The organism is Methanothermobacter sp. THM-1, assembly GCF_009914355.1.
Classification (GTDB): Archaea; Methanobacteriota; Methanobacteria; order Methanobacteriales; family Methanothermobacteraceae; genus Methanothermobacter; species Methanothermobacter wolfei.
In genome coordinates, this window is the sequence record NZ_CP044013.1 from 807,590 (window position 1) to 822,471 (window position 14,882).

Here is a 14,882-nt window from a genome sequence, read left to right on the forward strand (position 1 = left end):
ATGATGGACCGGGAGATCATCATCAAATTCAGACAGGGAACCCTGAGGATCAACGGGGGCCCGGCAACAACCCAACATCCTGAAAGGGAAGTTGAAGTGAACGGTTACACCGTGAGACTCATAAACGTACCGGAGGTGGATAGACCGGGCATTGAAAGCCTTGAATACTGCCCCTACTATGATAACCTGAGTGAGATCATGCTCCTGGAGGAGACAGAATACCAGGTACTCATCGAGGGAGCCCCCGATGCAGAGTTCGCCCCCTCTTCAGGAAACCTTTTCAGGAAGATGCGCTTTGACCTTGAGGGTAAGACCGCAGGGATACTGAACTTCAAAAGCTATGCAGGCAAGTCCTTCCTGGGTATCAGAACATGGCATGGCACAGAGGAGATACCCGTGGAGGTGAGGTCAAAAAAGATAAACTACCATGAACAGTACCCTGCCATGCTGGCTGACCTCTCAGAGGAGATAACATCCATCATCCTTGAGAGTGATTCATCCACCTTCCAGTTCTTCAGCCCTGAGGCTAGGAAGAAAAAGACCCTCTATGAGGACTTCCTCCTCCTTGAACACATCTTCCGGCCCCGGAACCTTCCTGCCGCGGCTGAATACATAAACCATAACTTCTACTCTGGCCTTGAACGTGAAGTGGATGTGGTGCCCGCTGCCCTTGCATCCGCAGTGGATGCCGATGAACTTCCCATGGTCATCTCGGACCCGACCAGCATTGATGCCAGTGGAACACCCCTTAACCTCCCCCACGTAAACCTCAGGGAGACCCCTGACACCCCCGAGAACCGCTTCTACAGGTACTTCCTCGAGAACCTTGAGGATCTCATCCTTGAACTCCTTGAAACCGCCCCTGAGGGTTACCTAAAGGATTCACTCATGGGCTTCAGGGATGAAGTGAACATCCTCCTCTCCGCTGGCTGGCTCAGGGAAGTGGGGACCCTGAGGAGCCTCCCCCTGAACTCCCAGGTACTCCAGAAGAGGGAGGGATACAGGGACATCCTCAGATACTTCTTCATGCTTGACCTTTCACTGAGATTCACCTGGGATGAACTCGAGGATGCCCTAGAGGGCTTTGAGAGGAGGCTCAGTGAACTCTACGAGTACTGGTGCTACTTCAAGATAATCAGGATCCTGGAGGATATAACAGGGGACAGGGCGGATCCCTCTGAAATATTCTATCTGAGGGACTGGAAGGTCAGCATAAGGAGGGGTAACTCAATATTAAGTTTCAGGATGGATGATGTGAGGATTCTGCTATCATACAACGGGAGGTTCACCAGGGATACTGGCTGCAGGTCCTATTCCCTTCCCTTCAGACCGGACTACTCGATACTCGTGGATGTGGGTGAGTGCACCTACTTCATACACCTTGATGCTAAGTACCGTTCCACCGTGAAGTTGGAGGACTTCTATGAGGATGTTGACCTCAGGGACAGGAGGGAGGAGCTTGAAAGGGACTACCGGGATGGTGATGTCTACAAGATGCACACCTATAAGGACGCCATACTCCACAGCAGGGGCGCCTATATACTCTACCCTGGCTCGGAGGAGGTGGTGTTCCAGGAGGATGACGGGCATGAGGTTCCATCCGTGGGTGCGTTTCCCCTGAATCCTGGTGGAAGTGAGGATGAGGAGGGGAAGCTCAGGGACTTCCTTGAAGCGGTTATTTTAGAGCTTATGAAATATAAGAATTAACCCGTCACATCAAATCTCTGATTATCAGTATCATGGTGGAGACGAATGACGTTAATAACTATATCAGATGAATTTAATTCACCAGAATTATTCTTCAAAGACAAGTAACCTTATATCAGATAACTATGGTTTGATGAAGAACTAGAGTACTATGATGTGCACCATGGAGAATTAACAATAGAAGACAAGAAACACCTTGAAGACTCATAAGAGAAAAGTTTAAAGAATATGGATTCAGTGAGCTGTTCTTTTATCATTCAAGTCCACTACTGTCCACGCCCTACTTTGAGATTTTATGGTTCCCCATAGACAGCTATCTAACTCAAAAATCTAGCTAAGAAATAAAACCATAACAAAAAAATTGAAAAAAAATGAAAATATTTAAAGTTTAGAATTAATTTAAATCTTATTTTAAGATAGTCAGGCTAAAAGGTCACCAACCCTCTCGGCACTTCTTTTCATCTCTATCCTTATCATACCGAGGTTCACATCGACCTCTGTTATAACAACAAGGATCCCCTCACCGGCGTCTATCATGAGGGTCTTACCCCTTTTACCCTCTATCATGACCTGCTCCAGGGGGTCGTGTCTGATCTCCTCTGCGGACCTTTCGGCTGTACCGAAGACCGCTGATGCCATTGCAGCCACGAGTTCCGCGTCGATGTCACCTGGCACTTCACTTTCAATTATGAGACCGTCCTTACCAACGACCAGGGATCCGTTAACACCGTTTATTCTTCCAAGGTCCTTGAGTATCCTCTCTATCAACCCTAACACCACCTATTCAAACATCTTCCTCATGCATCTTCTTATTGTTCCCTCAGCCGCCCTTTCACCCATAACGGTTTTAAGTTCAGCTGTGAGTGCCTGGGCAGCCACCAGGTCGGTGTGATTAACATCAGCACCATCTATCCACTTCATAACATCCTCATTGAGGTCTGAGAGTTTCCTGAGGGCTGCGTCGAGTTCCTCCTGCTCATCAAGGAGGTGCATTGATTTTGCGCTCTTTACAAGGAGCTCGGGGTTCATTGCCCATGCCATGCCCCTGACGCCTGAAGTTTCAACCAGGGATGCCATTGTCTGAAGTGTCATGAGTATCTGCTTCTCAACCATCTCCTCAGGCGCCCCTATGATCTTTGTACCGACGTAGTAGTAGTCCAGGACACCTGACAGGGCTACTGCGGTCACCAGGGACCCCATATCTGCAACCGCACTTGATACGTCTGCAGGGACCACGTATGCCTTCTTACCTGAGCTCTCTGCAAGTTCAACGCATCTTGCTATCTGTTCATCCGTTGCAATGTCAAGGTCACTTGTTGCGTGTCCTCCTATGACGTAGTGTTCGTGCTGTGGTGTGCCTGGTACGGCTGCAGGGTGCATGGATGCTATCCCGATGTCCCTTCGCTCCATCCTGAGCTCCTTCTCAAGGACGTAGTATAGTACCACGGGTGATACGGTGCAGGTGTTTGCTATCACCGCGTTTTCAGGGAGCTCCGGGAGTATGTTCTTTGCAATCTCAAATGTCTTCTTACCGAAGGGTGTGAATAGAACTGCCACCTCCGCCTCACCGGCGGCCTCTGCATCATCATCAGTTACGGTTACACCCGCCTCCTCAACCAGCTTCCAGTGGTCATCATCAAGGATTCCCCTAGCTGGCTCTGCAAGTGTGACCTCATGTCCTGCCTCTGCAAATTCAATTGCCATCCGGCTTCCACCGTATGGTGCCTCCCCACCGTATTTTTCAGGGAGGTTCAGGTTTTCAATGTATAGCTTCTGATTACCTGCTCCATAAACCGTTACCTTCATTGTTATCACTCAAATGGGTTTATAACTGGAAAATTTCATTATTGTAACTCATCCTATTAAAGTTTTATCTTCAAAGGAGCCCTGGGAATGGTTTTATAGATCATTGAACCGTTCTAAGGGATATGCTGAAAATTTTAAGGGTATGTGTCATGAAAGTTATAAATAATCCTATGAACAGAAAAATATCATTAAAATGACACGGTGGCTCGGTTTATGGATGACCTTCGAGAAAAAATCAGACTGTTATCAGAGGCCCTCCTCCTTATACTGATTGGTGTCGATGCATTCGCTCTCACAGTAACCGTATTCCTTCCTGTGAAGCCGGGTACATTCAGTAACATCATCGCCCTTGATCTTTTAACCTCCCTGATCCTTGCAGCCGCCTATCTTCTGAGGCGAAATTTCACCAGTCGTTCACTGAATATTCTGGTTGTGGCTGTTCCATTCTACTTTATAGGGTTTTCAATCCTTGGCATGGCTCAGTATTCGCCTTTACTTCGTTTACTGAACTTCATCAAGGTTATAGGTCTTTCAATTGCCCTGGTGCAGCTTGCAGGGTCCCTTGGTGAATTTCTGAGGAGGAGTCGTCTCAGTTATGGGCTGGGGTTCTTTATGGGATCCCTCTTCCTCTTCACGGTTATATTTTACCTTGCGGAGAGCCCTGTTAATCCTTCGGTGTCAACCTATGAGGATTCCCTATGGTACGTCCTCCAGACCCTCACAACCGTGGGTTACGGTGACATAATTCCTGTAACCTTCCCTGGGAGGCTTGCGGGCATCCTTCTAATGTTGAGTGCCATTGCAACCACAAGTCTTGTCACAGCCTCCGCAACCTCAACCCTCATGGAGAAGATAGGTGAGGAGCAGGAGCGGATGATGTCAGAGAGGAAGGAGGCTTTTCGTTTACTCGAGAAGAGGATTGATGAACTTGAGGGTCGTCTTGAAAGGATTGAAAAATTAACCAGGGACCTTGTTGACATCATGAAAAAGGATTGAAAAACTTTAAAAGTTGGATTCACCTATTCATATTTGTCCTGTGGTAAGTTATTCATGAGCCATTTACTAATTCTATCTTCCCATGTCTTCGTTCTGTTTTTGGAGAATTCTTATCTGAATATATTGGAGTATTTTTATCTGGATAAATGTATCTTTTTCCGGAGATCGGTGTTTCAGTTTCCTCGATCTTTTGAAGGTCTTGCTCAATGTAATGCTTCAACTGTTTATTCAAGGTACTGTAATCACCGTAGATCCTCTTGATATTATCTCCAGATCCATGAAGATCTTCAGATACATGCTCATTATTATCACCAGCAGAAGAGACATCAGCAACTGGAGAACCATGTTCCGCCTTCCAGATACCGCATAAACTTGAGAATATGCACCATCTACATAGATCACTTTCTTTCGGTGCAAAATCCTCCATTCTTATACCAGATGTAACCTTTAAAAGAATATCATCAATATTTTCTGCAGGATCAACCAGTACCCATGAGGAATCCAGAAACGTGTAAATCCAGTGTGCGGCAAATTTATATCCAAGTGAATGCCTGTAAATTCCTAGCTGGAGTTTAAGTTCCTCAATATCCAGTGAATCAACGGTCGTGACCTTGAAGTCCACTATTTCCATTTCCCCTCTATCATTTTCAATTATAAGATCTGTCCTTCCCCTTATGAGAACTCCATCCTTAAGTATGCTGAATGGTTTCTCAGCGGACACAATCCTCCCGGCCCTGGACCTTATATTTTCAGCGTATCTCCTGAGGAGTTTACCAATAGTCTTTAGACTTTCCTGACTTATTTCAACCCTCCTGAAACACTCGGATGTTAACCTTTTAATGTAGTCATCGGTTATCTCCATGTTCTTCATCATGCGGATATTTATTCTTCTAAGGCAATCATGGACTGCCAGACCAAAGAGCTGATTCAGTGTTGGGGGCACTTCAAAACCAAACTCATATTCCATCATGTAAAGGAAGGGGCATTTGAGGTATTTTTTGACCTCAGAGAAGCTTATCTTTATCGTGTCTGGAATCTCCGTGTCCCTGACTTCGCATCGGTTTTTTATTATAAGAGGGGCCTCATTAGCATCCACTGGCATGAGTCCAGATTTTCCCTTTAACTCCTCTATAAATGGGGAGTAGCCGATCCTCTGCCTGTGGTTCTCTGTGGCGGATATTATAAGGAGATCCTGTGCTCTCGTCATTGAAACATAAAACAGCCTTCTCTCCTCCAGAAGATTGGAATCAACTTTATATTTCTTCAAGGAGTCGGGGAGCTCTACATCTTTATATGACTTGAAATTTAATGGTACTTTGCCGTTGAAAACGGAGCAGACTATGACCACAGGAAATTCAAGTCCCTTTGATCTGTGCATGGTCATTATGTTGACTGAGTATGGGTTTTCAAGAATTATCTGATCATAGGTCTTTTTCAGTTTGGCCATCCTCAAGAATTTAAGGAAGCCATCTATGTCTGCATCGTTTGATACTGTGGTGTAATCCCTGATGATTGAAGTGAATCTTGCTATGTTGTAGAGTTTCTCCTTTGAGAAGTCGTCATACCTGGAAATCAGCTTTTCAGGATATCCTGATATTTCAAGGATTTCATAATACTTCTCAAGGAGACTCATCTCAGTGTCCATGAGCCTGTTAAGAGATACCAGTTTCTTGATATCTTCTCTGTTACTAAAGCCAGCCTTAAGGAACTCATTATGGTGCCTGTACTTCCTGACCTCATTTTCGCCTATCTCCATAATTCTTTTTATTGTTTCCTCACTGATTTCAAGCACCTCTCCTTCAAGATATTCAAGTCCCGTTCCACGGGTCTTTGTGAGTATTCTTTTATCTTCATCCCTCAGGTAATGGAAAATATAAAGGATGTAGATTATTTCTTCCCTATCAAAGAATCCTGAATCGCCCCATAGATTAAAGGGGATTCCCTCTTTTTTGAGTTCATTGATTATTTCAGTCACATCCTTTTTGACGCTTCTAAAGAGCAGTGTGACGTATCCGTAATGTGGAATTATACCGTATCTTTCAAGGTCCTTTATTATTCCAACGACATTGGAGGGTTCATCAGCATGGGTGTGGTTATCGAGGATGAATACCCTGTTACCTGAGTCCCTTACGGGCTCTATCTTTTTAGGGTACATCCTGTGTTCATCAATAAATTTCTGAGTCACCCGGACTATACCTGGAACAGATCTGAAGTTCTTATTGAGGATAACAGTTTCTGCACTGTACTTCTTCTGAAAGTTAAGGAAGTTTTGGGGTGTTGACCCCCTGAATCCATATATGCTCTGATCCTCATCACCCACTGCAAAGATGTTTTTTTCTTCACCTGCAAGAAGTTCTATGAACTTCTCCTGCACAGGACTGGTGTCCTGGTACTCATCAACCATGATGAATCTGTAATGGGACCTCAGATCCTCAAGAACGTCAGGGTTGTCCCTTAGAAGCTTTATAACTCTCCACTGCAGGCCTGAGAAGTCAAGGAGTCTCATTTCCTCTGTAAGTTCAAGGTATTTCTTGTAGGCCATGGCAGCTCTTTTCTCTTTCTTTGAGCCACCAAATTTTTTATAGTAATCCATGAGTTCATCAGGGCACACCATGTTTTCCTGAGATTCATTGAAGAATTCCTGTATATCTTTGAATGCAAGCTCGTTCACGATTCCAAGTCCCAGCTCTTCACGTTTTTCAAATATGAACATTAGCTGTGCCTCTTCCTCAAGAATGTCAAAACGCGAACCCAGAGAATGTCTATCCGCATGGTTTCTGAGGATGCGGTTACAGAAGGAGTGTATGGTTGATATCTGCATTGTTTCGCCGCGGGGTCCTATCCGTTTTATTATCCTTTCCTTGAGTTCATCTGCAGCTTTATTGCTGAAGGTTATAACAACGATTGAATCTGATGGAACACCCCTCTCATCAATCAGTTTAACAACCCTTTCAACTATAACCCTCGTCTTCCCGGCTCCGGGTCCCGCCACAACAAGCATCGGCCCCTTGAAGTGTTCAACAGCCTTTTTCTGTTCATCTGTCAGTTCAATCCTGCCGGCCTGCATGGAGTACACCTCAATGTTCTGAATCTATGTTTACTGTTTACTTTTATAGTTTTTTGATTGATAACGAGGTCTTTTGGGTGCAACCACCTAATAATTAAAATTAATTTTAATATAATTAAAGAAAAACTTAAATATTACTTCTTGTTAAAATAAACCTGAATTAAATTAAAAGGAGGTGAAATTATTAGGAGACTTTTACCTCTCGTGACAGTGATACTTCTGGCTTCACTGACAGCAACAGCAAGCGCAGCAGAAGTCTCAGGTCACGTTAAGGAGATATACAACGAATCATCAGGAACCTACACGACACTGGAGAACGCCATACCCGTGAAGAACGCCACGGTACAGGTACTCGGAAACGGGACATTGCTGAACCAGACACTGACACTGGATGACGGTTCATACCACCTCACATTCACTTCAGAGTCCCCTGTTGAGCTCAGGATAAGCTACCACACCTACAGGACAGCCACCTACACCCTGAACGGATCATGCATCATCAACCACACCTTCATGCCTGATATAGCCATCATAAGCTCGGTCCCCGAGAAGGGACAGGTACTGAGATCAATGGGTAACAGGCGTATAATCTACCATGACATGTGGAACCCTGCATCTGCAGCAGATGACTGGATAATGGAGCACGTGAACTTCGCATACCTTGACATGGCAATGCCAGGGACCGGATGGGGAGACTCATGGTACCCCTACCTCCTCAGAAGCCCCGCAAACCAGAGGAACATGATAGCAGCCGCCTTCGGGTATCCCACCGACACCGACAGCGACCCCTGGGGTGGAACCGGACTCCACCTCCTCGGCGGAACACCCGACAATGACACCCCCAACACCATAGAGAACACATACATCGCAAGCTACTACGCCCTCGCCTCTGGCCCAGCAGCCAGGGAGAACCTTGAAAACATGATCAGGTACATATACTACCTCCTGGGTGAGACCACATACAACCCAGTGGAGAACGACGAGGGACCCGTGATGGCAGCACCTGACTGGGGCCTCTACCACCCCGACGCCGGTATTATGAGCGTCTCGGCTTCAAGGGCCAGGATAAAGGAGTGGATAGAGACCAATCCCGGCCTGATACCACCCTACGACAGTCTACGGTGGATAGACCAGAACTTCAGCGCATGGGCAGAGAACATGAGGGCAGACATCTACAGGCAGTTCGAGGAATGGTACGGTGCAGCCAAGAACCTGACAGGCCCCTTCATTGTGGTCGTAAGCTACGGACCATCAGCCACGGTTGACGCCATAATAAGGGAGGCCGAGTCTCAGGGCAGGGCAGCCTTCAACCTCTACCAGGGAGCCACAAATCCACCAGTAAGCAGACTCCTTGAGGAACTTGTACTCGGAGTTGAAGGTAAGGGCCCGATGGAGAGGAAGATCAGCGCCGTGATATCCCTATACTCATGGTCCCTTAACTATCCCAACCTCCCCAGTGGCGGTGCCCTTGAGGAATTTGAACGGATAAACGTGCCGGTCATCAAGGGAGTCCAGCTCGACAGCAGCTCAAGCCTGACAAACCCCCTGGGTGCACAGTACGAGTGGACCTGGCAGGTTACGATTCCAGGATTTGAGGGTGTCTTCGCACCCGTGGTTGTATCCTGCACAGACGACTCAGGAAGCGAGGTGCCCCTGGTTTCAGGGGTCAGGAAGATAGTGAAACTGGCAGATGGCTGGGCGAAGCTCTCGGAACTCAGCAACACAGAGAAGAAGATAGCCCTCATACTCTACAGTTACCCGCCAGGTAAGGATGGTTTCACAGCATCCTACCTCGATGTCTTCAGGAGCCTCCACGACCTGCTGGTGAAGCTCAACGAGACAGGTTACAGTGTTGGAGACAGGATCCCCGATGCTGAGGAACTCTACACCCTGGTATCGGAGTTCGGGAATAAGGGCACATGGGCCCAGCCTCTCCTTGAGAAATACGTCTCAGAGAACAGGGCCGCCCTTGAATCAAACCGACAGCTAATAGACCCTGAAAAGTACCTTGAATGGTTCAACGGGCTCCCAGAGAACCTCAGATCAGAGGTTATATCCAGGTGGGGTTCCCCTCCAGGGAGTATAATGACGGTGAACGGTTCACTGGTCATACCCGGCATGGTCCTCGGAAACATCCTCCTGACGGTGCAGCCGGCACGTGGCTGGGATGAGGTCACCGACTACCATGACCCCTACCTGCCGCCCCACCACCAGTACATAGCATTCTACCGCTGGATCCAGGACGTCTTCGGGGCAGATGCAATGATCCACCTTGGAACACATGGAACCCTTGAATGGCTTCCCGGTCGCATGATAGGACTCATGGAGGATGACTGGTCCTTCCAGCTAACAGACCTACCAAACATCTACCCCTACATCGTATCAAACCCTGGTGAAGGTATGGTTGCAAAGGACCGCAGCTGGGCCCTCATCATAGACCATATGACACCTGCCATGGTCCAGAGCGGACTCTACGGTGAACTCATCGAGATCCACGACCTCATACACCAGTATGAAAACGCCATAAAGGTGGGGAACTACCAGATACTCCCGAGCCTCGAGTCCCAGATAAGGGCCAGGGCAGCCTCCATGGGCATGAACATGTCAGGGAACTTCACCGAGGCCCTTGAAAGGCTCCACCTCAAGCTCCATGAAATCGAACACGACATCATACCCCTGGGACTCCACAGCCTTGGCAGGGTGCTCACAGGGGAGGAACTGGTTGAGGAGGTCCTGACCATCGCATCATCAAGGACAGAGCTACTTGAAAACATCAGAAGGACCCTCTACCCTGACCTTCCAGCATACAGTGAGATGATCAGAAAAACATACATCTATGAGACCGAAATTGACAGTATAAAGTCCACTGCACGTAACTGGATCGTTTCAATCATAAACGGGACAGTCCCTGCAGGCATAAACTTGACAGACCTTGAATTCATCAACGACACTGTACAGAAGATAAGGGCAAACATGGAGTGGGAGAACATCCTGAAGGCACTTTCAGGCGGCTTCATAAAGCCGGGCCTTGCAGGGGACCCCTCATGGAACGACGTACTGCCAACGGGAGTGAACTTCTACGCCGCAAACCCTAAGAAGATGCCGACAAGGGCCGCCTGGGAGACCGCCGTGAAGGTGGTGGACAGTATGCTCGCAGACTACTACCTCAAACACGGCAGCTTCCCTGAACTCGTGGGTATGGTGATGTGGGGTACCGAGCTCCTGAGGACCGATGGAATAGCCATAGCAGAGTTCCTCTACCTCCTTGGAGTTAAACCTGAATGGAACCCCAACGGTGATGTTAAACCAGAACCGGTCCTTATGGACGCATCCCAACTTAAGATAAACATCAATGGCGTTGAAATTCCAAGGCCACGCATAGACGTCTTTGTAACTGCCGTTACAGGGAACCAGTTATGGATAGACCTCATGAATAAGGCGGTTAAAATGGTTGCAGAGGCCAATGACACCATGAATTACATCAGGAAACACTACGATGAGTGCGGATCCCTTGACAGGGTCTTTGGACTGATGGGCCTTGTACTTGAGGGTACGGGTGTCTCTGACCTTACACCAGCAACATCAAGGTGGAATGCCACCGGTGAACTTGCAGACGTCTACCTCTCAAGGGTATCCTATGCATGGAGGTCCGGGCCGGGCGGCGTTGATATCCAGCAGAACCGTGGAGTATTCCAGTACCTCCTCAAGAACGTTAACCTGGTGACACAGAACCTTGACAGTACATGGAGGCTGATGGACACAGATGACTACTATGACTGGTTCGGTGGAATGGTCCTTGCATCACGACACCTTGGAGGAAACCCTGACACGGCCCTGGTTGATATGAGGAACAAAAACAGCATCAGCATACGCACCGTTGCAGAGGAGATTGAACTGGAGATAAGGTCACAGCTCCTGAACCCCAGGTACATGGACTCACTCCTGAACTCACCCAGCGGATGGCTTGAATACGCCCAGAGGTACAGGAACGTCTTCGGTGTTGCCGTGACAACCGGCGCCGTCAGTGATGAACTCTGGAACCTCATGGCAGAGAACCTCCTATCAGACAGGTTCAGGGCTACAAAGGACTATGAGGGTGTTGCAACACAGTCAATGATAGCATGGCTCCTTGAGGCCTCAAGGAGGAACTTCTGGAACGCCGATGAAAGGATACTTTCAGGGCTTGCGGATCGCTACATCCAGCTCGCAAACCAGTACGGTGTTGTCTGCTGCCACCACACCTGCGCAAACATGGTCTTCAACCAGTGGCTTGTGAAATTATCCTCACTTGACAGGGCATCACTCCAGAAGTTCGCAGCAGCCATGGCGGCTGCAACCGGCATGAGCATCGATGTTCCAGGTTCCGGCGGGTCAAACCAGCCAGGGAATTACGGTGAGGGTCAGAGTACGGGTACAGCAGGAAGACCATCCCGTGGATCATCAGGTGAAGGAAGAAGTCAGGTCACTGCTTCCAGTGCTTCAGGGAATTCCGGTCCCGGGGCTGAACCTCAGGAGGGAACTTCTGGAGAAGAAGGAAAGGCCTATGAGGTTTCAGCAGCCACTGAAAGCGGATCATCAGAAAGCCAGGTCCCGGTGTACGCCATCCTCGGGGTAATATGCCTCGTTGCGCTTGTTGGAATCGGATACTTCAGGGCCAGATAACCCCTCTTATTTTTTATTTTTCCTGATCCCTAAGGATTCTATATACACCCTGTCTGTTTTTCCAGTAACTCAAGGATACGTTTAAGGAATTCTCCACTCACACTCCATTTACCATTATCATGAACCAGGAACCCGGCAAGTTCAAGTTCCTCAAGTTCCCTACGGACATCTCTCCCTGTTTCCTCTTCTATTTCATCTTCATCCATTGATTTCCTGTATAGAAGGGAGATTATCCCTCGCTTGACACCGTTTAAACACTGAATCTCAGCCAGCCACCTGAAACCTATCTGCTGAAACTTAGCCTCAAAGTGTGCCTCAAGGAGTGATGGACCGTATATGGGTCCGTCTGAGAGCACGTTCAGGAAACAGTCTGTGAAGAGGGGGTTGCCCCCTGTGAGTCTGTGGAGGTATTCGATACCATCCCTGGTGAACCTGATTTCCGGTGCCTTAATCTTCAGGTATTCCTCAAAATTCCTGAGGATGAAGGGTTTTAATTCGATTATTTCTGCCTCAGGAAAGTTATCATGGATCTCACCGATAACCTTCTGACTGTAAGTCACTGCAAGGGCCACTTTTAAGTCGGCGGAGACCATACGCCTTATCCCTTCAAGGACTGATCCATCAGGGGATACATGATCAATCAGGAGGTACCAGTTCATGGTCCTTGTCATCACAATCTTACCCGGGAGCCCGGATTCCTGATGATTCCAGCTGCCGCACCTCGTATCCATGAGGCTCGTGTTTCCAGGGTTTTCGGCATGAAATCTTTTAAAAAGAGTTGTTTTTCCTGAGCCCATGGGTCCTGTAACCACGGCAGGACCGCCGGCTTCAAGGGCTTCCTTCAGTCTCTTCAGTTCCCTTTCCCTTCCATAAAACACTTCAATTTTATTCAGGGGGATTATGGGCATTTAAGGCACTTAATAAGAAATTATAGTACTGCCAGTTCGCCGGCAGAGGTTATCTCGAGTTTCTCCCTGTCGATGAATCCCATGTCACGGAGTTCCCTTATGTGGTTGTAGGTCATTCCCCGGCTTATTCCTATCTTAACTGCAAGGTTCTTGACTGACTTCTCACCTGCCTTGAGTTCCTCAAGGACCTGTTTCTTTGTCTTGGAGATCCCGAAGCTGAGTATGGGTAGGTCTATGAGTTCACTGTCCTCCTCTGTAACGTAGACTATGCGCTGGACGTCATGGTTCCTTGCATAGCACCCGAAGAGGGCCCCCAAGGCCTGGGTCTTCCTGCCCCCGCTTATGTTTACAACCACACGTCTACCCTTGGCCCTTTCCTCATCGATGATTTCAACCATGTCCCTTGCAATGGTCACAACGTCATAGAGGCTTGTTTCACATGTTGTGATCTCCATGAAGTTGCCGAGGGTGTCCCTGAGGACCTGTTCAACCTGATCCTTTTCCTTCGGAGCCTTGTCCTCCTTGAGTAAGACCACCTTCTTCGGTGAGAACTGTGTTATGCAGATCATCACCGGTTCAAGTGAGTATATGGTGGATATCAAAGTGGTATCTATATTATCACTCCCATCCCATTTTCACATCCTGAAAACTTGTTCAGGATGAACAATCCATATAATATAATAGTATTCTCTACTGACCATTCTATATATATTTTGTGCCATTCAAAACTCCTTTTTCCAGAGTTAAGTGTCTATTTCATGGAGGAGTTCCGGTTCATTGAAGTATCTCCTTTACATTACAATGGTTCATGGTTTTCTATATGAAATAGAAAAGTTCGATCACAGAATCCTGTCCATCTTCAGATAATCATTTAAAGGATTCAGGGAATTTTGGATGAATTTCAGGGTAAAGTCTTAAATGGTTAAATATTTATTTTACTGGGGCTGGCCTCCAGCATATCCCGGACCAGACCATTTTTGTAAATGAAAAACATATACATTTATATATTAGAAGATAATTTATAGTATACATAACCAACATTACGTTTGGATATGGTGATTTCAGAATGAAAATTAAAGGTCCATTAAAATATGGGTCATACATGTCAATTAACGTATATGAATACATTAAAAATGTATTAATAACGATCTGGAGTTATGTATTCATAGAAATTATAAAATATTCTCTGAAGAAACGCGGCAATCATCCAGATTCCCACACATCCATGGAGTACAGCAATAATATTGAGATGGCTGAAGTCACAGGTTACTGAGCGATGATACTCATCTGAAATCACGCTTCAATAAAAAGGAGGTGAAAGAACATGAAAAAGACCTACATGGCCGGAATACTTCTCCTCCTTGTAGGAGTTGTATTCGCTTCAGGTTGTGTCTCAGACACAGCCCCACAGGAAGAGAAGACGGTGAACGTAACAGACCTCAAGGTCGTTTCAGAGGGTTATGGCCTCTACTCCGTGAGTGGGAAGATAACAGCGCTAAAGGACTATGGCTACCTTGAGATGCACCTTAACTGGTACGACTCAGAGGGGAATCTCCTATATGAAAACCCACTTGCATGGAACACCAACAATGCAAAAACAGGACAGACAATTAAATTCAAAGCCGAAGATTACATTGACACAGGGAAACCCGCAAGGGTTGAAATACTGATATACGGAACACCATTCGGGGGAAGTGAAAGCGACCTGATCTACAACAACACCATAAAGGTCTAGG

The 14,882-nt window shown here is 47.2% G+C and carries 10 protein-coding genes; 5 read left to right on the forward strand and 5 right to left on the reverse strand.

The window, feature by feature from the left end; genetic code table 11:
• Positions 1-1,707 carry a DUF2357 domain-containing protein gene (locus FZP57_RS04230; RefSeq protein WP_191216542.1) on the forward strand — a complete coding sequence of 569 codons (1,707 nt, stop codon included), beginning with the start codon at positions 1-3 and terminating at the stop codon, positions 1,705-1,707.
• 420 nt (positions 1,708-2,127) lie between these two features.
• On the opposite strand, the gene FZP57_RS04235 is transcribed toward FZP57_RS04230, so the two are convergent.
• Together FZP57_RS04235 and FZP57_RS04240 are read right to left on the reverse strand one after the other, a co-directional pair.
• Positions 2,128-2,475: a roadblock/LC7 domain-containing protein gene (locus FZP57_RS04235; protein WP_191216543.1), complete on the reverse strand. Its 348-nt coding sequence runs from the start codon at positions 2,473-2,475 to the stop codon at positions 2,128-2,130.
• 12 nt (positions 2,476-2,487) lie between these two features.
• Positions 2,488-3,513 carry a H(2)-dependent methylenetetrahydromethanopterin dehydrogenase-related protein gene (locus FZP57_RS04240; RefSeq protein WP_191216544.1) on the reverse strand — a complete coding sequence of 342 codons (1,026 nt, stop codon included), beginning with the start codon at positions 3,511-3,513 and terminating at the stop codon, positions 2,488-2,490.
• A 213-nt stretch (positions 3,514-3,726) separates the two neighbouring features.
• On the opposite strand from FZP57_RS04240, the gene FZP57_RS04245 reads away from it, so the two are divergent.
• The gene (locus FZP57_RS04245; RefSeq protein WP_191216545.1) at positions 3,727-4,509 is read left to right on the forward strand and encodes a potassium channel family protein; all 783 of its coding nucleotides are present in this window, start codon (positions 3,727-3,729) and stop codon (positions 4,507-4,509) included.
• A gap of 52 nt (positions 4,510-4,561) precedes the next feature.
• Here the strand turns inward: FZP57_RS04245 and FZP57_RS04250 are convergent, their stop codons facing one another.
• Positions 4,562-7,576: an ATP-dependent DNA helicase gene (locus tag FZP57_RS04250; RefSeq protein WP_191216546.1), complete on the reverse strand. Its 3,015-nt coding sequence runs from the start codon at positions 7,574-7,576 to the stop codon at positions 4,562-4,564.
• A 204-nt stretch (positions 7,577-7,780) separates the two neighbouring features.
• Between FZP57_RS04250 and FZP57_RS04255 the strand changes: the two genes are divergently transcribed.
• Positions 7,781-12,238, forward strand: a complete 4,458-nt coding sequence (locus FZP57_RS04255) for a cobaltochelatase subunit CobN (protein WP_191216547.1) — start codon at positions 7,781-7,783, stop codon at positions 12,236-12,238.
• 38 nt (positions 12,239-12,276) lie between these two features.
• On the opposite strand, the gene FZP57_RS04260 is transcribed toward FZP57_RS04255, so the two are convergent.
• Positions 12,277-13,146: an AAA family ATPase gene (locus FZP57_RS04260; protein WP_191216548.1), complete on the reverse strand. Its 870-nt coding sequence runs from the start codon at positions 13,144-13,146 to the stop codon at positions 12,277-12,279.
• A 20-nt stretch (positions 13,147-13,166) separates the two neighbouring features.
• Positions 13,167-13,748, reverse strand: a complete 582-nt coding sequence (gene csa3 / locus FZP57_RS04265; RefSeq protein ID WP_255477830.1) for a CRISPR-associated CARF protein Csa3 — start codon at positions 13,746-13,748, stop codon at positions 13,167-13,169.
• Between the two features lie 464 nt (positions 13,749-14,212).
• Between csa3 and FZP57_RS04270 the strand changes: the two genes are divergently transcribed.
• Positions 14,213-14,419, forward strand: coding sequence for a hypothetical protein (locus FZP57_RS04270; protein ID WP_074358930.1), 207 nt, complete (start codon positions 14,213-14,215; stop codon positions 14,417-14,419).
• 51 nt (positions 14,420-14,470) lie between these two features.
• Entirely contained in the window at positions 14,471-14,881 is a 411-nt protein-coding gene (locus FZP57_RS04275; protein ID WP_074358931.1) for a hypothetical protein, read from the forward strand.
• Position 14,882: the final 1 nt, after the last annotated feature.